At 49.8% G+C, this 18,286-nt stretch carries 17 protein-coding genes; 5 read left to right on the forward strand and 12 right to left on the reverse strand.

Translation table 11 applies throughout. The annotated features are described in order from the left end of the window. Window positions 1-3 precede the first annotated feature (3 nt). Genes mutM through EIH22_RS00500 form a run of 7 tightly spaced genes read right to left on the reverse strand, consistent with a single transcriptional unit; the run spans window position 4 to window position 6,069 of the window. Complete coding sequence (mutM, locus tag EIH22_RS00470; protein WP_235001709.1) at window positions 4-900, reverse strand: bifunctional DNA-formamidopyrimidine glycosylase/DNA-(apurinic or apyrimidinic site) lyase; 897 nt, start codon at window positions 898-900, stop codon at window positions 4-6. Further along, window positions 854-1,558 carry a ribonuclease III gene (gene rnc / locus EIH22_RS00475; protein WP_124053858.1) on the reverse strand — a complete coding sequence of 235 codons (705 nt, stop codon included), beginning with the start codon at window positions 1,556-1,558 and terminating at the stop codon, window positions 854-856. The genes mutM and rnc overlap by 47 nt, the downstream gene beginning before the upstream one ends. Next, window positions 1,551-2,120, reverse strand: a complete 570-nt coding sequence (locus tag EIH22_RS00480; RefSeq protein WP_124053859.1) for a YceD family protein — start codon at window positions 2,118-2,120, stop codon at window positions 1,551-1,553. The genes rnc and EIH22_RS00480 overlap by 8 nt, the downstream gene beginning before the upstream one ends. A 55-nt stretch (window positions 2,121-2,175) precedes the next feature. Further along, the gene (locus tag EIH22_RS00485) at window positions 2,176-2,754 is read right to left on the reverse strand and encodes a hypothetical protein (RefSeq protein ID WP_124053860.1); all 579 of its coding nucleotides are present in this window, start codon (window positions 2,752-2,754) and stop codon (window positions 2,176-2,178) included. Continuing rightward, window positions 2,751-3,230, reverse strand: a complete 480-nt coding sequence (coaD, locus tag EIH22_RS00490) for a pantetheine-phosphate adenylyltransferase (protein ID WP_124053862.1) — start codon at window positions 3,228-3,230, stop codon at window positions 2,751-2,753. Before coaD ends, EIH22_RS00485 begins: the two co-directional genes overlap by 4 nt. Further along, on the reverse strand, window positions 3,227-3,796 hold the full coding sequence (gene rsmD / locus EIH22_RS00495) for a 16S rRNA (guanine(966)-N(2))-methyltransferase RsmD (protein ID WP_124054660.1): 570 nt from the start codon (window positions 3,794-3,796) through the stop codon (window positions 3,227-3,229). The genes coaD and rsmD overlap by 4 nt, the downstream gene beginning before the upstream one ends. Before the next feature lie 2 nt (window positions 3,797-3,798). Next, window positions 3,799-6,069, reverse strand: a complete 2,271-nt coding sequence (locus tag EIH22_RS00500; protein WP_235001710.1) for an ATP-dependent DNA helicase RecG — start codon at window positions 6,067-6,069, stop codon at window positions 3,799-3,801. Window positions 6,070-6,250: 181 nt separating this feature from the next. Here EIH22_RS00500 and rpmB point away from each other — a divergent pair, with 181 nt between their 5' ends. Both rpmB and EIH22_RS00510 read left to right on the forward strand, forming a co-directional pair. Next, window positions 6,251-6,442: a 50S ribosomal protein L28 gene (rpmB, locus tag EIH22_RS00505; RefSeq protein ID WP_084707328.1), complete on the forward strand. Its 192-nt coding sequence runs from the start codon at window positions 6,251-6,253 to the stop codon at window positions 6,440-6,442. 174 nt (window positions 6,443-6,616) lie between these two features. Beyond that, the gene (locus EIH22_RS00510; RefSeq protein WP_235001711.1) at window positions 6,617-8,044 is read left to right on the forward strand and encodes an amino acid permease; all 1,428 of its coding nucleotides are present in this window, start codon (window positions 6,617-6,619) and stop codon (window positions 8,042-8,044) included. Between the two features lie 166 nt (window positions 8,045-8,210). Here the strand turns inward: EIH22_RS00510 and thiL are convergent, their stop codons facing one another. The 5 genes from thiL to leuC form a co-directional block, all read right to left on the reverse strand. Beyond that, window positions 8,211-9,176 carry a thiamine-phosphate kinase gene (thiL, locus tag EIH22_RS00515; RefSeq protein WP_124053864.1) on the reverse strand — a complete coding sequence of 322 codons (966 nt, stop codon included), beginning with the start codon at window positions 9,174-9,176 and terminating at the stop codon, window positions 8,211-8,213. Between the two features lie 116 nt (window positions 9,177-9,292). Beyond that, window positions 9,293-10,426: a D-alanine--D-alanine ligase family protein gene (locus EIH22_RS00520; RefSeq protein WP_124053866.1), complete on the reverse strand. Its 1,134-nt coding sequence runs from the start codon at window positions 10,424-10,426 to the stop codon at window positions 9,293-9,295. 67 nt (window positions 10,427-10,493) lie between these two features. After that, entirely contained in the window at window positions 10,494-11,813 is a 1,320-nt protein-coding gene (gene murA / locus EIH22_RS00525) for a UDP-N-acetylglucosamine 1-carboxyvinyltransferase (protein WP_124053868.1), read from the reverse strand. 238 nt (window positions 11,814-12,051) lie between these two features. Then, window positions 12,052-12,708: a 3-isopropylmalate dehydratase small subunit gene (leuD, locus tag EIH22_RS00530; protein WP_124053870.1), complete on the reverse strand. Its 657-nt coding sequence runs from the start codon at window positions 12,706-12,708 to the stop codon at window positions 12,052-12,054. A 13-nt stretch (window positions 12,709-12,721) separates the two neighbouring features. Then, window positions 12,722-14,134: a 3-isopropylmalate dehydratase large subunit gene (gene leuC, locus EIH22_RS00535; protein WP_124053872.1), complete on the reverse strand. Its 1,413-nt coding sequence runs from the start codon at window positions 14,132-14,134 to the stop codon at window positions 12,722-12,724. Between the two features lie 103 nt (window positions 14,135-14,237). On the opposite strand from leuC, the gene EIH22_RS00540 reads away from it, so the two are divergent. The 3 genes from EIH22_RS00540 to EIH22_RS00550 all read left to right on the forward strand — a co-directional run bounded on the left by EIH22_RS00540 (window position 14,238) and on the right by EIH22_RS00550 (window position 18,259). Continuing rightward, window positions 14,238-14,969, forward strand: a complete 732-nt coding sequence (locus EIH22_RS00540; RefSeq protein ID WP_327537473.1) for an IclR family transcriptional regulator — start codon at window positions 14,238-14,240, stop codon at window positions 14,967-14,969. Between the two features lie 3 nt (window positions 14,970-14,972). Beyond that, a complete protein-coding gene (locus EIH22_RS00545; RefSeq protein ID WP_124053874.1) occupies window positions 14,973-16,121 on the forward strand; it encodes a glycosyltransferase family 4 protein in 1,149 nt (382 codons plus the stop codon). 104 nt (window positions 16,122-16,225) lie between these two features. Then, window positions 16,226-18,259, forward strand: a complete 2,034-nt coding sequence (locus tag EIH22_RS00550) for a M3 family metallopeptidase (protein ID WP_124053876.1) — start codon at window positions 16,226-16,228, stop codon at window positions 18,257-18,259. The last annotated feature ends 27 nt before the right edge of the window (window positions 18,260-18,286 follow it).

Genomic DNA, 18,286 nt, shown 5'->3' on the forward strand with positions numbered 1-18,286 from the left:
TTCCTAACTACGTCGTGATTGACAATTCGGGCAAGAATACGAAGATCTTCCCGCTAGTTTTTCTCTAATAATAATTCTGCCACACCTTGCGCAAGCATGCCCATTGCGACCGTAAACGTTGAGAGATCGGGAAAAATAACCTGAGCTGCCATTAACGTTAACGTAAAGGGAATCAAAAGAAGTTCCACCAACTTCGATTGCTCGCCTCATAACGTCAGCTGCCGAATCGAACACCGACGCGATGCGTTTAATGGGCATCTTTGATACCGGTGTGGATCCATGAACCTTCGCTAAAAACAGGCTCTCATCGGCGTAAATATTACCAACACCCGAGGCAAAATTTTGATCTAAGAGTAACGTTTTTATAGAAACTCCGCGAAGTTTTGCCCGGCGCACGAGGCTTTCAAAATCCACGTTCGGATCTAGTAGATCTCGGCCGATATGAGAAGCCGACGACGGAATCTTAGCCGCCATTGATCCACTTCCTCCCGGATATGAATCCGGAGTCGGAATAAATTCGTCGGTTCGCAAGAAACCAAAGGTTCGTTGGTCAATGAAGTCGAGCCGTATACCGTCGTCGAAATAAATGGAGGCACGACGGTGTTTTCGCTGTTCTCCGCCAATTCTAAATTGCCCAGACATTCCTAGATGAGCCACTAAGGCATTCGTTCCCAAGTCGAACCAAAGGAATTTCCCACGTCTGGCTACAGATTCAACAGAATTTCCGACTAAAGCCCCCAATCCATCTGGAGAATGGCGAATAACTCTTTCGCCAAAGGTTTCGACTTTCTCAATCCGCCGTCCAAGAACATAGGGTTCAAGCCCTCGACGAATCGTCTCTACCTCGGGAAGTTCAGGCATGATCGAGTGGAACTCCAGAATCGATTCGCCCGTAGGCATCTTCGCAGGCAACTAACTTAGCAGCTTTTTGTGACGTTGCCTTGCCAATCCCCCACAGTGCTTCGCCAAAATAGGCGAATGCGGTGTATTCACGGGCATGATCTGGACCTTCACCTTCAACACGGTAGCTCAGTTCTTCCTTAAACCCAAGCGTACGTGCTTTTTCTTCGACGGCTGTTCGCCAGTCCAAAGCCGGACCCATCTTCGTTGCATCCTCAATCTTTGGGTTGATATGGTGCTCCACAATCTTCCTAGTCACATCGATTCCGTGCTCTAGGTAGGTGGCTGCGATCAGCGCTTCTACGGTGTCGGAAAGAATCGATTCCTTTCGTCTTCCACCGCTTCGTTCTTCACCTATGCCAAGCAAAATATAGTCTCCGATTCCAAGCTCTCTGGCAACCTGAGCTAGGGCTCTTTCGGAAACTGCCGCAGACTTAATCTTAGACATATCTCCTTCCGAAGATTCATCGAAGTCGTGGAAAATTCGATCTGCTGCAAAGAAGCCCAATACCGAATCACCTAAGAACTCTAGACGCTCGTTATGTCCACATTGGTGTTCAAATGCCCATGAGCGATGCGTTAAGGCACGCTCTAGGATTGCATCTTCTAGAGCAACTCCCCATTTCTTCAGAAGTGGTTTCCGATCAGTTTTATGCATGGTTACCTTTGTTTTCGAGCTCGGCAGCAAGTGCGGCAAGACCGTCAAAGCGAGGATCTAGGAATTCATGTGTGTGGTCATCGGGAAGTTCATTCCAGCGTTCGCCACATTCTTGGCATAAGCCTTCACAGTCCTCTTCACAAAGGGGAGTAAATGGCATCGAGAGCACAATCGAATCACGAAGAATTGGTTCTAGGTCGATGTGGTCGTCTTCAATCAGAGGCAAATCATCCGCTTCTTCGTCACCCTCGTCTTGCAGAGCTTTGGCACTCTCCGGATAGAAGATCAATTCGGCAACGGTTTCGTGAGCGTCGTCGTGCAGCTCAGTGAGGCATCGGGCACAGCGCCCTTCAAGCGTCACATCCACCGTCCCCTGGATCAAGACTCCTTCGGAAACGGATTGGAACATCAGATTTGCTTTGAGCGCACTTCCAGGGACAACCCGAAGAAGCTCAACTCCAAAATCTTCAGGAGTCTCAAAAACATACGACTGGTGCCGAACCGACCCCTCTTGGCGCGGTAGGTCCACAATAGAAACTACAAATGGCGACCGAAGATCCATAATGTTTCCTCTCTGATAGTTCCTTGGTATTCCAAGGGGAAAATATCTAGTGACGTTACAGTTCAGCTTCTTCAGATGACATCACATCTTGAGCAATATCGTCATCACGTCGATCGGCAATAACACCGCGGCCAGCCGCAATTTGGTGCTGGATGGAATCGATTTCGTTCTGAATTGTTACAAGTTCCTGAGCCAAGTTTTCTAAAGCGGCATCGGAATAGTCGTCGGCTCCTCGCTTCACGCGATCAGCCCTTGACTTTGCTTCGTCGAGTATACGTGCAGATTGCGACTTTGCCGCAATCGTGATGGAGTCCTGGGAAACCAATCGAGACGCTTGTTCACGAGCTTCAGCCAAAATTTGGTCTGCTTCTTGATTAGCCTGAGACGTAATATCCTCGGCTCGATCCCTTGCCTCGTTAGATACCGCCGCAGCATCTTGCAATACAGAATCCGCGGCAACAATCTGTGCCGGGACAATATCCCGTGCCGTTTGAAGCAAATCAAGCACTTCGCTTCTATTAATCAACACAGAAGCCGAAAGTGGCATTGACTTAGCGTTCTCTACGATTTCAGTGATTTCTTCCAAAATCTCGAGTAGGGATGCACCTGTTTCATCGATGTCATGTGAGGTCATTTTGTTTCCACTTTCTTTTTGAGTGCAATAGCCACATTGCGAGGAACAAGATCCTCGATTGGTCCTCCGTGAGAGGCAATATCCTTAACGAACGAGGATGCCACGTGCCCGAGCGCTGGATCGCCCATAATAAAAATTGTTTCTATCCCCGAAAGATGACGGTTGAGAAGTGACATAGCTTGTTCAGCATCATAATCCGCAGCGCCACGCAGTCCTTTAACAATCGCCGCCGCATTCTTTCGAACAGCAAAATCAGCAATCAGCCCATCGACGAACTCAACGTGCACTCCGTCGATATCAGCCAACGCACCCTGAGCGAGACTTAGCCGATCCTCGTCGGAAAAGAAATAATTCTTATGCGCATTGCGTGCAACAGCAACAATCACTTCGTCGAACATACCGCGAGCACGTTTGACTACGTCAACGTGTCCTGAGGTAATGGGATCAAAAGATCCTGGGCAAACAGCTATAGTCATGAGTCTAGTTTATGCCCTAATTCTGAACGAATCGCGCTCCACACTCGGGTATCTCCCCACTTTCGTTCGTCGTCTAGTTCAAAACCAGAAGGCCATTGTGGCTCTGGAGATTTCTTATCACGTTCGACGACGATCATCCCGTCCTCCGCCACGTGCAGTACTGCAAGCCCAAGTACCTGCGCTAATTCATCTTCAGTGTAGGCATACGGCGGGTCAATAAAGATAAGGTCAAAGGTTGGAACCGCCTGTGATACCAGGTAAGTTTCCACTTTTTGATTAAGGACTGTGATTTTTAATCCGGTTACCCGAGCGTTGTCCGTAATTATTTTCGCTGCAGAGCCTGCGGCTTCCACACAGACAACGGAGGAGGCACCTCGTGAAGCAGCTTCGAGACCGAGCGCTCCCGATCCTGCAAAAAGATCAAGAACCGCGCAGTTTCGTATATAACCGTAGTGATCAAGGCGCGAAAATAGCGCTTCTCTTACTCTTTCCGAGGTCGGGCGGGTGCCCGACTTCGGAACTTTAAGGTTGCGCCCTCCGGCAGTGCCAGCAACGATCCGAGTCATCATCACCCCTTCTCTAGATAGGCGGATTCTGAACTATTTTCAAGTTCTTCGATAATAGCTACCAGAGCCGGATAAGATCCCAAGCTAGGATCTCTCTCCACAACGCCGAATGCAAAATCTTTTGCCCGCGTAATTATCTTTTCGTCCTTTAATACGCTGAGGAAACGAAGCCCACTTCCCCGGCCTGACTGCTGTGCACCAAGCACATTACCTTCGGCACGAAGGTCAAGATCCTTTTGAGCAAGTTTGAATCCGTCGGTGGTTTGAGCAAAAGCGTTAAGACGCTCCTGAGCAATCGTTCCTTCCGGAGCTGAGTGAAGTGCAAGGCACAGGCCCGGGCGACTTCCCCGGCCAATGCGTCCACGTAGCTGATGAAGCTGCGAAAGTCCAAACCGATCAGCATCCATAATGACCATTAGCGAAGCATTCGGTACATCCACGCCGACCTCAATGACCGTTGTTGAAACAAGAACGTCAATGCGACCACGACTAAAATCGTGCATAACGGCACTTTTTTCTTCCGGTCGCATTTGCCCGTGCAAAATGGCGATAGTTTTACCTTCAAACTCGGGTTTCATACGTAATAGGGTGGCCAGATTTTCCACCGAATACAGTTCTCGATCATCCTCTGCTTCAAAGGGAGCTAATTCCTTCGCTGTTTCTGTTTCTGTGCCGACGCCAAATCTAGCTGTGTCGTCATTATCCTCAGAAGCAGTGGGAGAAATTCGTGAACACACGACGTATACCTGACCCCCGGCGTCGATTTCCTCGCGCGCACGCTCCCAGATCCTATCGACCCACGCGCTCTTCCACGAAGGAACCACATTGGTTTGGATCGGAGATCGCCCTTTCGGTAGCTCATCAAGGATCGACACATTGAGGTCTCCGAAGGACGTCATTGCAACTGTGCGAGGAATCGGAGTTGCCGTCATCACAAGCATATGTGCACCTTCAGCGAGTTTGTCACGTTGATCTACTCCGAACCGATGTTGTTCATCCACTACTAAAAGTCCCAAAAACGGAATCTGAACGTTTTCCTGGATCAATGCGTGAGTGCCGATGATTAACTGGGCTTCACCCGCAGCCATCCGCAACAATGCATTTCGTTTTTCTTTCGCAGGCATTGAACCCGTCAGAAGCTCAAGCCGTATGGCACTCTCAGGAGCACCGAGCATCCCGCCCTTGGCAAGATCGCCGAGCAAGAATTCCAGAGATTTTCGGTGTTGCTGGGCAAGAACTTCCGTGGGAGCAAGAAGTACTGCTTGATTGCCTGCATCAATAGCCTGGAGCATAGCACGTACAGCAACAATGGTTTTACCAGTACCAACGTCACCTTGTAAGAGGCGGCGCATAGGAATCGCAAGTTCGAGGTCATGTGCAATTACCTCACCCACCGCTTTTTGCCCTCGCGTAAGCTCAAACGGCAAGCTCTGATCAAAAGCAGTGAGTGCAAGCCCATCTCTGGATTTACACATCGGAGCAGGGTTTTGTTTGGAGCGCTCGGATCGGCGCGCCAAAATAGTCTGTAAAATCGTTGCTTCTTCGTACTTCATCCGCTCCTGGGCTTGCATCCACTGCGCCTCAGTTTGCGGCTGATGTAGCGCTCTAATCGCTTCAAATTTACTTGGAATCCCCAATTCTTTTCGCCATTCAAGTGGAAGAGGATCCGGTAAATTGCCCTGGTTTAAATATGGCAGAACGACGTCGATCGCCTTCGCGATTTGCCACGAAGGCACCTTCGATGCCGCATGATAGATAGGGATCGGACGTGCAATTTTTTCCGCATCTACGGCATCGTCGTCGTCCAAAAGATCATATTCAGGATGCGTGAGCTGGAGCGCACCGCGGTATGACGATACTGTTCCAGAGAAAATGGCGAGAGTTCCGACGCCAAGTTTCGATGCATGGAATTTTAATGGACGATCGTATTTCGCGAAGAAAGTAAGTTCGAGTTCATGAACACCCTCAGCAATATTGACTGTAAGAATGTATCCGCGTCGGTTGTTCATGGGTCTGATCGAGTTAGACAAAACTCGAGCAACCACGGTGACTGAATCACCATCATTCACGGCATCAATTGCCATCAGCTCACCACGTCGAGCCAATCGAAATGGAGTATGAAGGATTAAATCGTTAACCGTATACAAGTTCAGCCGAGCGAGGGCATTGGCTGAGCGTTTACCTAGAAGCCGATCCAAGGGAGAGAAAAGAATGCCGCATTCTTCGGACCTTAACGCCGAGGAAACACTAAAATCGTCACCCTTTTCATTCACATCTCAAGGATACAGTTTCGAGAGTAGGAATAGCGATTCATGATTATTAACGGAAGGAACGTGCCCAATACCACTGCTTCACCCACTTGGTTAATATCTAGGTTATGCGATAGTATTTTTCAGTTGCCATTTTGGTACCGGACGACGATCGCGTCCGATAAAACGAACGAAGGAGAAAACCGTGGCCTCTGTATGTGATGTCTGCGGCAAGGGCCCGGGCTTCGGCAAGAGCGTCTCGCACTCCCACGTGCGTACCAGCCGTCGCTGGAACCCGAACATTCAACGCGTTCGCGCACTCGTTAAGGGTGCTCCTAAGCGTCTGAATGTCTGCACCTCCTGCCTCAAGGCTGGTAAGGTTACCCGCAATATCTGATTGCGATTAAACGCTAAAAGCCCCACGGTTACGTGGGGCTTTTTGTATACCATTGTTGTACGCCCCCTGTTCACACGTGTTGTCCAAAACGTAAAACTATTATCTCGCCATTTGACGCTCGTAATATACTAAACCCACACATTTTAAGAATTCACTGCATGTCAAAGGAAACCCATGCAAACTCACACGCACGAACAAGAGCACACCCAGCTCGAACGCAAACTTACGAGTGCCCAAATTTCTATGATCGCGCTCTCCGGTGCTCTGGGAACTGGACTATTCCTTGGTGCCGGCTCAACAATTTCGTTCGCTGGTCCAGCAACGATCATTTCCTATGCACTGGCCGGTTCCGTTGCACTATCCGTCGTGTGGGCATTAGCTGAAATGGTGAGTGCGCACCCTGTTCCCGGTGGGCACGGTGCTATTGCCGCAACTCATCTCGGTAAGCTAGGCGGATACATTAGCCGCTGGAATTTCGCAATCACAATGCTCACTGCAGTCGGTGCCGAAGTCACCGCAGCCGCAACGTATTTCCAATACTGGTTCCCTAACCTAAACCTTGGTCTAGGAACTGTTCTTTGTTCAGTGTTTATCGTTGCACTTAATCTAGCCACGGTTAGGCTCTACGGAACCTCAGAATATTGGTTCTCCATGATTAAAGTTACGGCTATCGTCATCTTCATTATCCTTGGTCTTGCTGTAATTTTTACCGGATGGCCAAGTTCAGATGAACCACTTGGCTTCGCCAACTTGACCTCAGACGGAGGCTTCGCACCGAAAGGTGTAATCGGTATTCTCTTGGCCTCGTGCATGGCTGTATTCAGTTTCGGCGGGATTGAAAACGTTTCGGTATCTGCAGCCGAAAGTGAGCATCCTGAACGAGATATTCCACGTGCTGCATCTACCATGATCTGGCGCCTCTTGATCTTCTACATCCTTGTAATTGCAGTGATTGTGACGCTACAACCTTGGACCACTACTGTTGCAGAATCCGGTCAGGCCGATTCTTCTCCATTTGTAAAGGTTCTCGATTCTGCAGGGTTAGCAGGTGCAGGTCATATTATGAATGCAATCTTGATCGTGGCTGCACTTTCGGCCGCGAACGGCTGCCTATACACCGGCTCTCGCATGATTCACTCGCTTGCACTGGACGGGATGGCTCCTCGTTTTGCAGCACGGACCACTCAACAAGGCGCTCCACGAGGCGCTGTTGGAATCGCTACGCTGTGCTTCTTCATCGCTTCTGCACTTGCTATCTTCAGCCCAAATAGCGCCTTCATGAGCCTCTACGGCGCCGCAACCGTTGGAATTCTTGTTACTTGGGTGATGGTCATGCTTACCCACATCAAGTTCCGTCAGCACTGGAATACGCAAAACTTTGCACGCCCACCAGCCCGACTTTGGGGCGCTCCAGTAGTAAATATCGCGGTCATCATCATTTCGGTGGCGATCTTCATTGCTTTACGCACGCTATTGCCTGTGGTATGGACTGCCGGCATCCCCTACCTAATTATTTTGTTCGCTTCCTTCTTTATCCTCAATGCTGTTCGTAAACTGCCAGAGCCAGCTCCTCTAACTACGAGGATCGCAAAAGAAGACTAATTCGCCCCTGAGCATCTAGCATTTTAGTTAATTCGCAAGTTTTGCGAAACATACCATGCTGGTGGGGTTTGGTTGCGCTCAACTACGCACAACCAAACCCCACCATTTTATTAAGAATTGCAGGCTAAATAGATCGGGTAATAATTCTCTTTGCCACTGACCTAGATTAATTATGGAAGTGATCCCAACCACCGGATGCAGCATACTCTGCACCATCAAGGGTTACGCGTCCGTTCATATCGGGTGCTTTTACCGTACCAATAATTTTGAATCCCGCTGGAAGAATTGCATCGGGCCGCATAGTAGCAATAAACCCATGGTCCTCTCCCCCTTCGCAAATCCACTGCCGGCGATCAGCCCCCACTCTTCCTGCTGCCTTACCAAGTTCGCCAAGGTCGCTCTTCAACGCATCCGTGTGAATATCAATCCACACTCTTGACCGTTTAGCAATCCTGCGAGCATCTTTAACGAGCCCATCTGAAACATCCATCATCGATGTCAACACTTGTGAATCTGAAGCCGCTAATGCTTGTACGAGCGGAGGTTTCGGGCGAAGGAAATCATCAATTAATCCGGCAAGATCGGATTCGATGTTCTCACGGGTAAAACCTGCGTCAAGAAGTGACATTCCGGCAATTCCATGACCAATAACGCCTGCGTGAATAAATAGATCCCCCGGCTGAGCTCCCGACCGAAGAACGGGATTCTTAATCTCGCCAAGTACGGTCACCGATATAGTGATGTATTCACCGCGAACTAGATCTCCCCCGTCAACCCCTACACCCAAGGGTTCACAAGCATCAGCCATTCCACGAGCAAAATCAAGCATCCAGTTAACTTCGGTCTCAGCAGGAAGAGCAAAACCCACCACCAAGGTGCGCGGGATCGCTCCCATCGCAGCTGAGTCAGCAAGATTTTGAGTAGCAGCCCGGTAACCGACGTCGTATCCTGTAGACCAATCGGTACGGAAGTGAACATTCTCATTCAACATATCGATTGAAACAGCAACGTTATTTCCAAAATCGAGCACCGCGCAATCATCACCACTAGGTACGACGACGTTTTTTGCTTTGGGAAGCACTGAAACAAGGCGTGCAATGATTTCATCTTCAGAAAGATCTTTAACTCGCATAGAACAATCATGCCATTTTTACAGGAATGCCACGAAGCCGATAGCCTGTAAAAGCCGCAACCCAGACCGAGCTAGATGGGAATGAAACCTAAAGCCCTGTTACCAAGCCCAAAGGTTTAATGCAAACCAGTTCCTCGTTCAAGGGCAAGCTGGATCAGCTCATCCACCAGTGCAGAGTAGCTAAGTCCTGCCTTCTCCCACATCACTGGATACATCGAGAACGGAGTAAATCCGGGCATTGTGTTGATTTCATTAACTAAAACCTCACCATCGTCGGTGAGAAAGAAATCAACTCGAGTTAATCCCTCACATTCGAATGCATCAAATGTCTTTACCGCCATCTCACGCATTCGTTCAGTTGTTTCAGCGTCAATCTCGGCTGGAATTTGCATCCTCAAACCATCGGTATCGATGTACTTATGCTCAAAATCGTAGAAAGAAGAGTCTCGCTCAGAAAGCACTACTTCTCCTAAGTATGCTGCTTTGGAAGGAGAATCACCGCGCCCGCCAAGCACTGCACATTCGATTTCGCGCCCGTTGATGCCCTGTTCAATGACAACCTTTGGATCAACGTCATGAGCAAGGTTTACGGCGGCATCGAGTTCCTCGATGGAGTTAACTCGCGAAATACCAAGGGACGAACCAGCACGCGCAGGCTTCACGTAGACTGGGAATTCTAGCGCTGCCGCTTCGCTGACCACTGTATCGTGCTCTGTATTCCAACGCCGACGGTTTGCCACTACATAAGGTCCAATTGGGATTCCCGCAGACTGAAGAACTACCTTCATAAAGCCTTTATCCATGCCGGCTGCCGAGGCAAAAACACCACATCCAACATAAGGAATATTTGCCATCTCAAGGAGCCCTTGAATGGTTCCGTCTTCACCAAATGCTCCATGAAGCAATGGAAATACGACGTCAACAGGACCTAAAGACCGGATGATCCGACTTTCATCATCAGCGGCAACCACTAAGATTTCTTGCGAGCCGTTACCGGGACCAAAAATAATTCGTTCATCGCTTGAAGGAACCTCAGTCGACGCCGCGTTTAGCTGAAGTTTCGAGGAATCGCGCTCCCCCGGCACCCATGTACCGTCCTTGCGGATTGCGATGGAGACGACGTCGTAACGGTCTTCATCAAGCGACGCCATTACGGCACCAGCCGTCGCACAGGAAATAGGGTGTTCACCAGACGCTCCGCCATAAATAAGAGCAATCCGAGTTTTCTTCGAGTCTGATTCCAATGTCATGAGAAAGATTTTACTTCCGATAGAAACCTAGCGGGCGATAAACATAGCACGAAAGGCAAAAACTACGTCAGATTTTCTCTACGTTGGCGCCAAGAGCGTGAAGCTTATGCATGAAGTGCTCGTATCCACGGTTGATAATATCGATTCCACGCACCGTTGATTCACCATCAGCAGCCAGCGCTGCGATGAGGTGGGAGAAACCGCCCCGGAGATCTGGCACTTCAATATCTGCACCGGTCAAGGGCGTCGGGCCTTGGATAACAGCCGAGTGGAAGTAGTTTTCGCGGCCAAATCGGCATTGCTTCGAACCGAGGCATTCGCTATAAACCTGGATGTGTGCACCCATCTGGTTTAGTGCATCGACGAAGCCGAAGCGATTTTCGTAAACTGTCTCGTGCACGATAGAAACTCCAACTGCCTGAGTAAGTGCTACAACCATAGGCTGTTGCCAGTCAGTCATAAAGCCAGGGTGTACATCTGTTTCAATAGGTAAAGACTTTAGATCCGTACCCGGATGCCAAAAACGAATACCGTCGTCGTAAATATCGAACTTTCCGCCTACCTTGCGGAAAACATTCAAGAAGTTCATCATCGACTCTTGTTGAGCACCACGAACGGTGATGTCACCTTTAGTCGCAAGCGCCGCACATGCCCACGAACCAGCTTCGATCCGGTCTGCCAAAGCAGTATGGCGATAACCATGAAGTTCGCGCACACCTTCGATGTGAATAGTGCGGTCGGTGTCAACAGTGATGAGAGCACCCATCTTTTGGAGAACGGCGATCAAATCCATAATTTCAGGTTCAACGGCGGCTCCGGTTAGTTCCGTAACACCACGAGCACGAACTGCGGCAAGGAGCGTCTGTTCCGTTGCTCCTACAGACGGGTATGGAAGGTGAACTTTCTTAGCTTTGAGTCCATTCGGTGCAGTTAAGTGCAAACCAAGGTCTTCAATCGTCCGTCGGGCGCCAAAATCTTCAAGCACTGCAAGATGGAAATCGACTGGTCGATCACCGATATGACAACCGCCTAAATCGGGAATAAAAGCTTCACCAAGAGCGTGGAGCAACGGGCCGCAGAACAGAATAGGGATTCGTGAAGAGCCAGCTAAAGCCTCAACTTCACCCGGATCGGGAAGATGAATCTTTCCTGGAGTGATCTCTAGAATTCCCGCCTCTTGGTCATAATTAACTTCGGCGCCGTGGGCACGAAGAAGCTGGCTCACAACATCAACGTCGCGAATGAGTGGAACGTTCCTTAAAACAGACGTTTCTTCTGTAAGAAGAGCGGCAACCATGGCTTTGGAAACGAAGTTCTTTGCACCACGCACCGTAATCTCGCCTTGTAGTGGATGACCACCCACTACCTTCAAAACGTCACCAGACATTAATTACTCCTTCTTCACCTGAACCACTCAAGTGAACACTGCTACCACGATACAGGCTAATCGCCTAAATAACGCACAGCCAAAGTGCTAACTTTGCCACGTCATTAGCCAAGACCTACAGAGTATAACTACGTGCTGAGTTTACGCTATTTTACCGTAACGCAGAGAGCCACTGCCTGAAAATATGGGACCAAAACGTTCAATTGCACCGCTCAAAGAATTAGTGTGCTGTCAGCCCTTATTCTAGAAATCCCTCGGGAGAGACCGGTCGAGCTGGTTCAACTTCAGCAGGAGGAAGGTGACGGGCAGGAAGAGTGCGCGGCTTAAACGCAGGTCGTTTTGACTCATACTCAGCGATAGCATCGTCATCGCGCAATGTAAGGCTAATGTCGTCAAGTCCTTCCATAAGACGCCACCGGGTGTAATCGTCAATCTGGAATTCACATACGAAACCTGCTGCTTGAACCGAACACGTGTCAAGGTCGACCGAGATTTCTGTGCCGGGTTCGTTTTCTAAGATCTTCCACAGCTGCTCAATATTCGCTTGTGGAACAACACCGGCAACCAAACCCTGTTTTCCCGCATTCCCACGGAAAATATCGGCAAAGCGCGGCGCAAGCACCACTCGGAAACCGTAGTCTTTCAAAGCCCATACCGCATGTTCACGTGACGAACCGGTTCCAAAGTCGTTTCCCGCAACCAAAACCGTACCTCGTTTGAATTCCTCACGGTTCAAAACGAAATCAGGGTCATTGCGCCATGCTGCGAAGAGCGCATCATCAAAACCGGTGCGCGTAACACGCTTTAAGTAAACCGCGGGAATGATTTGGTCTGTATCAACGTTGGACCGGCGAAGTGGAACACCTATTCCTATGTGCGAAGTAAACTTTTCCATAATTTCGGTCCTTTCAGCGAGATTCATTCAAGTCCGACGGCGTAGAAAGTGTTCCGCGAATGGCAGTTGCTGCAGCCACCAGAGGCGATACAAGATGCGTACGTCCTCCCTTGCCTTGGCGTCCTTCAAAATTTCGGTTTGAGGTCGACGCTGCACGCTCACCCGGAGCCAGCTGGTCTGGGTTCATTCCCAAACACATCGAGCAACCGGCGTTTCGCCACTCGGCGCCGAATTCCTTGAATATCCGATCGAGCCCTTCAGCCTCTGCTTGAATTCTTACACGGGCAGAACCAGGAACCACCAGAACACGAACATCCCTAGCTTTCTTCTGCCCTTCAATTACTTTGGCAACACTGCGCAAGTCTTCAATTCGTCCGTTTGTACATGAACCAATAAACACGGTGTCTACCGCGATATCTCTAATTGGCATACCAGCCTCAAGTCCCATGTACTCAAGTGCGCGCTCAGCTGCAATTCGTTTAGTTTCGTCATGAATGTCAACCGGATCGGGAACGGTTGCTGAAATCGGCACACCTTGACCGGGGTTAGTCCCCCAAGTTACGTAAGGCTCAAGTTCCGCTGCATCGATTTCAATTTCAGTATCGAAGACGGCATCGTCATCGGAACATAATGTACTCCAGTAGCGTACGGCGTTATCCCAATCCTCGCCTTCGGGAGCGTGTGGTTTGCCACGCAAGTATTCAATAGTAATTTCATCTGGAGCTATCATTCCTGCTCGAGCTCCCGCTTCGATCGACATATTGCAAATCGTCATTCTAGCTTCCATCGAGAGCTGTGAAATCGCTTCACCACGATATTCCAAAATGTATCCCTGTCCGCCATTAGTTCCGATCTTCGCGATCACGGCAAGGATAATGTCCTTTGCGGTGGTACCAGGCTTCAAAGCGCCACGAATATTAATAGCCATCGTTTTAAACGGGGCAAGTGGCAAAGTTTGAGTCGCAAGCACATGTTCAACTTCGGAAGTTCCGATTCCAAAGGCGAGTGCACCAAAGGCTCCGTGTGTAGACGTGTGGGAATCTCCGCAAACAATCGTCATCCCGGGTTGTGTAAGTCCAAGCTGAGGCCCAACAACATGGACGATCCCTTGATCTGCGTCACCGAGTGAGTGAATGCGAATACCGAACTCTTTTGCGTTTTTACGCAAAGTATCGATCTGGGTACGAGAGGTCGGATCCGCGATAGGAAGATCGATGTTCAATGTAGGCGTGTTGTGATCTTCGGTTGCAATCGTCAAGTCTGGACGACGTACTTGGCGTCCCGCTAATCGAAGACCTTCGAAAGCCTGGGGACTAGTGACTTCATGGCAAAGGTGAAGATCGATGTATAGGAGATCTGGAGCACCTTGTTCACCTTGTTGAACAAGGTGGTGGTTCCACACCTTTTCAGCGAGAGTTCCAGCCATGGTGTCCTCTTTTCCTTTTAATTCTTCGCGATAACACATAGACTGGTAAAAATTTCATTGTGTTGCGCTTGCATCTCAGCGTATGAGATGGCAATATCATTGCATGGACGCAATTGATTCTGGCAGTGGTGTAGGTGTTCTTGATAAAGCCGCCATGGTTCTTGGCGCGCTCGAAGCCGGTCCTTTGACTCTGGCTCAACTCGTCACGTCCACACATTTGGCTCGCCCTACCGCACATCGACTCGCAGTCGCACTTGAACATCATCGTTTGGTCGCACGAGATATGCAGGGTCGTTTTGTTCTTGGTCCACGTTTAACGGAACTCGCCTCGGCCGCCGGTGAAGATCGACTTCTAGCTGCCGCGAATCCAGTCCTCATTGCTTTGCGAGACCACACCGGTGAGTCCGCTCAGCTATATCGCCGCCAAGGTGATCAACGTATTTGTGTGGCCGCTGCTGAACGAGCTATGGGACTACGCGATTCCATCCCCGTGGGTGCAACACTTTCGATGCTCGCGGGATCGGCAGCTCAAGTCTTGCTTGCATGGGAAGAACCAGACCGCCTCCACCGTGGACTCCATGGTGCTCAATTTACTGCTACCGTCCTTTCAGCGGTACGACGCCGTGGCTGGTCCCAGTCCGTTGGAGAGCGTGAAGCTGGCGTGGCCTCGATTTCTGCGCCTGTTCGCGGACCCTCGGGTAGAGTTATAGCTGCTGTTTCAATTTCGGGTCCGATTGAACGAATGGGACGGCAACCTGGAAGGCAGCATGCGGCCGCCGTCGTAACTGCAGCAAACCGCCTCACCGAAGTATTAAAGCGAACTGAAGGTATCTAAAACATGAAGAAGACCCTCTTGGTTACGAATGATTTTCCACCTCGAGCTGGAGGAATTCAAACTTTCTTAGAGGGTTTCGTCAATGAATTAGATCCGCGTGAGCTGATCGTTTATGCCTCGACACCACCCGATACCGAGGAAGAATCCGGTGCTCAAGCTGCAGCACGTTACGACTCTCAAGTCCCATATACCGTAGTACGCTTTCCGGGAACAGTTTTGTTGCCGACCCCGAACGTTCGTAGCAAGATGCAAGAGCTCATTCAGCAACACGATGTGCAGAATGTGTGGTTTGGCGCTGCAGCACCACTTGGATTGATGGCTAATGCCGCAAGAGCTGCCGGTGCAACCCGGGTCATTTCGACCACTCATGGTCACGAAATTGGTTGGTCTATGATTCCTGGGGCTCGCGCCTTGCTCCAAAAAGTTTTCCATGACGCTGACGTCATCACTTATCTAACGAATGCAACCTTGAAACGTCTGCGACCATTTATCGGCGATACCGAAATCATGCAGTTGCACGGCGCAATTGACCCCGAGGGCTTCGCTTTCGATTCCACCGCACGCTCCGTTTTACGCAAGCGCTACGAAATTGCCGACGACGCTAGAGTCGTTGTTTGTATTTCGCGCCTGGTTGAACGCAAAGGTCAAGATATTTTGATTGACGCATGGCCAAAGATCCAAGCCGAACATCCAGGGGTCGAATTACTCATCGTTGGGAAGGGACCTTACGGTGAAAAGCTCAAGGCTAGAGCTAAGGCATCCACGGCTTCTGACTTTATTCATTTCACTGGCGAGGTTCCTTACAGCGAATTGGCTGCTCATTACAGCGTTGGTGATATTTTCGCTATGCCTTGCAGAACTCGAGGTGGAGGGCTCGATATCGAAGGTCTCGGTATTGTTTATCTCGAGGCCTATGCTGCTGGACTTCCAGTTGTAGCTGGCGATTCGGGAGGAGCCCCAGAGGCAGTTATCGACGGGGTAACGGGAATCGTAGTCAATGGTAATGAAGTATCCTCCGTTGCGAGGGCAGTAAACTATTTATTGGACGACGACGATCGCGCCAAGAACATGGGGTCAGAAGGTTTGGCTTGGGTCGATCGCTACTGGCGTTGGTCTGATGTGGCAAAACCACTAATTTCACTTCTTTCGTAAGTAACCCAGCAGGGGCGAACCAAGCCCTAGCTAAATAATCGAAGCGCCGTCTCTCCTACATAGACAGTAAAGAATGATTCTCATACATTCGGTATCATTGGCGTATGACCATTGAAAATAACCCATTACTTACTAAATCACAGTTACCTTACTTACTTCCCCAGTGGGAGAAAATTAAGCCAGAGCATATTATTCCGGCCGTCGAATTTGCAATGAACGCACAACGAGATGCGTGGGAAGAAATCGCTACCAACTTTAATCCTGCGACCATTGAAAACACCGTAGAAGCTATTGAAAAAGCAGGTGAGCAGATCGAATCTGTTATGAACGTTGGGTTCACGCTAATTAGCTCAATTGGTGGCGAGGAATTAGAGAAGGTTGAAGCGGAACTTGGACCAAAGATCACCGAGCATTTTAACACCTTCCAACTAGACGATCGCATCTACCGTCGTCTTACTTCTCTTGATCTAAGTGAAGCTGATCCTGAAACAGCACACTACGTTTCTGAGATGATTGCTGAGTTCGAACGAGGAGGTATCGCATTGCCTGCCGAGGCAAAAGACCGCTTACGCAAGCTAGATGCGCAACTTTCCGAAGCCGAAATTTCATTCGGTCAGCGTGTAGTTCAAGCCATGAGTGACAACGAGTTGGTAATCGAAGATCCAGAGCTCCTTGCCGGACTCAGCGAAGACAAGATTAAATCCTTTACCGGTGACGACAGTAAGATCCGTCTACCGTTGGAAAACTACACAAACCAACCACTCCAAACCGAGCTCAACCACCACGATGTTCGAGCTCAGCTCCTCGAAACCTCGATGGATCGTGGCTTCGGTTCTCATAGCGGATCTGACACTCGGGAACTCGTATTAACGATTGCCAAGCTTCGCGCCGAACGCGCAGAGATCCTGGGTTATCCTCACCATTCCCAAGCAGTTGCACAAAGCGGAATGGCAAAGGAATCCGAAGCAATTTTGCAGCTCCTACTATCTGTAGCTCAGCCTGCGGTAGCAGCAGCTGAGGTCGAGGCAAGGAAACTTGCCAACATGGCACGAGAAGCTGGGCAATCCGAACCTTTCACCGCCGCAGATTGGACCTTCTATCAGGAAAAGCTTCGCGCTGGTCTTGGTTTAGACGACGCAGCGATGGCTCCGTATTTCCTTTTGGAAAACGTCGTTGAACGCGGTATTTTCTTCGCCGCTAATAAGCTTTACGGAATCAGCTTCGTTGAGCGCCCAGAACTTCCTGGATATCTCCCTACCGTCCGTACCTGGGAGGTTATTGATGAAGACGGTGAAGGTATCGCTTTATTCCAGGCAGACTTCTACCGCCGCAAGGGCAAACACGGTGGGGCATGGATGCATGAAGTTGTAGCTGGATCAGCATTTGATGGTACCAAGCCCGTTATTATGAATAACTGCAACTTTAACGAACCAAAGAACGGCGATCCTTGCTTGCTCACTTGGGATAACGTGATCACCGTATTCCACGAATTCGGACATGCTTTACATGGAATGCTGACGAAAACCAAGTATCGTTCAACGTCGGGAACGCACGTTCCACGAGATTTTGTGGAAACACCGTCGCAATTGAATGAGATGTGGGCGTTTAACCCTGAAGTACTAGCGCAATATGCTATTCATTACCAAACAGGAGAGCCGCTCCCCCAGAATTTGGTGGAAGCACTGGCAACATCGAAGACGTTTGGTCAAGCATTCGATACCACCGAACTGCTAGCTTCTGCATTACTCGATCAGGCTTGGCACCGGCTCAGTCCTTCTGAGATTCCCTCAGATGTAGCAAGCTTTGAAAAGGAAGCTCTAGGCGAGTATGGCGTTTATTCCGAGTTTATTCCACCGCGCTACCGCTCAACGTACTTTAACCATACCTTCGGTGGAGGTTACGACGCAGGGTACTATTCCTACATTTGGGCAGAAGTTCTAGCTGCAGACATTGAGAATTGGTTTAAAACCACTGCTGCTATTGATGGCGACGGCGGTTTGAATCGCGACGCCGGTACACGTTTGCGCACTGAGTTGCTCTCACGCGGAAATTCGCGACCACCAATGGATTCGTTCCGTGCACTTCTAGGCCGCGATCCACGTGCTGAAGCAATTCTGGAACGCCGCGGGTTAGCATAAATACCTCGTAAACGTGAGCACACAGAG

Source organism: Arcanobacterium ihumii (assembly GCF_900604515.1).
GTDB classification, from domain to species: domain Bacteria; phylum Actinomycetota; class Actinomycetes; order Actinomycetales; family Actinomycetaceae; genus Arcanobacterium_A; species Arcanobacterium_A ihumii.

What these genes read in the sequence shown, in the direction of transcription:
- mutM (WP_235001709.1), bottom strand. Translation starts at nt 900, where the DNA reads ATGCCTACGGGCGAATCGATTCTGGAGTTCCACTCGATCATGCCTGAA.
- rnc (WP_124053858.1), bottom strand. Translation starts at nt 1,558, where the DNA reads ATGCATAAAACTGATCGGAAACCACTTCTGAAGAAATGGGGAGTTGCT.
- EIH22_RS00480 (WP_124053859.1), bottom strand. Translation starts at nt 2,120, where the DNA reads ATGGATCTTCGGTCGCCATTTGTAGTTTCTATTGTGGACCTACCGCGC.
- EIH22_RS00485 (WP_124053860.1), bottom strand. Translation starts at nt 2,754, where the DNA reads ATGACCTCACATGACATCGATGAAACAGGTGCATCCCTACTCGAGATT.
- coaD (WP_124053862.1), bottom strand. Translation starts at nt 3,230, where the DNA reads ATGACTATAGCTGTTTGCCCAGGATCTTTTGATCCCATTACCTCAGGA.
- rsmD (WP_124054660.1), bottom strand. Translation starts at nt 3,796, where the DNA reads ATGACTCGGATCGTTGCTGGCACTGCCGGAGGGCGCAACCTTAAAGTT.
- EIH22_RS00510 (WP_235001711.1), top strand. Translation starts at nt 6,617, where the DNA reads ATGCAAACTCACACGCACGAACAAGAGCACACCCAGCTCGAACGCAAA.
- thiL (WP_124053864.1), bottom strand. Translation starts at nt 9,176, where the DNA reads ATGCGAGTTAAAGATCTTTCTGAAGATGAAATCATTGCACGCCTTGTT.
- EIH22_RS00520 (WP_124053866.1), bottom strand. Translation starts at nt 10,426, where the DNA reads ATGACATTGGAATCAGACTCGAAGAAAACTCGGATTGCTCTTATTTAT.
- murA (WP_124053868.1), bottom strand. Translation starts at nt 11,813, where the DNA reads ATGTCTGGTGACGTTTTGAAGGTAGTGGGTGGTCATCCACTACAAGGC.
- leuD (WP_124053870.1), bottom strand. Translation starts at nt 12,708, where the DNA reads ATGGAAAAGTTTACTTCGCACATAGGAATAGGTGTTCCACTTCGCCGG.
- leuC (WP_124053872.1), bottom strand. Translation starts at nt 14,134, where the DNA reads ATGGCTGGAACTCTCGCTGAAAAGGTGTGGAACCACCACCTTGTTCAA.
- EIH22_RS00540 (WP_327537473.1), top strand. Translation starts at nt 14,238, where the DNA reads ATGGACGCAATTGATTCTGGCAGTGGTGTAGGTGTTCTTGATAAAGCC.
- EIH22_RS00545 (WP_124053874.1), top strand. Translation starts at nt 14,973, where the DNA reads ATGAAGAAGACCCTCTTGGTTACGAATGATTTTCCACCTCGAGCTGGA.
- EIH22_RS00550 (WP_124053876.1), top strand. Translation starts at nt 16,226, where the DNA reads ATGACCATTGAAAATAACCCATTACTTACTAAATCACAGTTACCTTAC.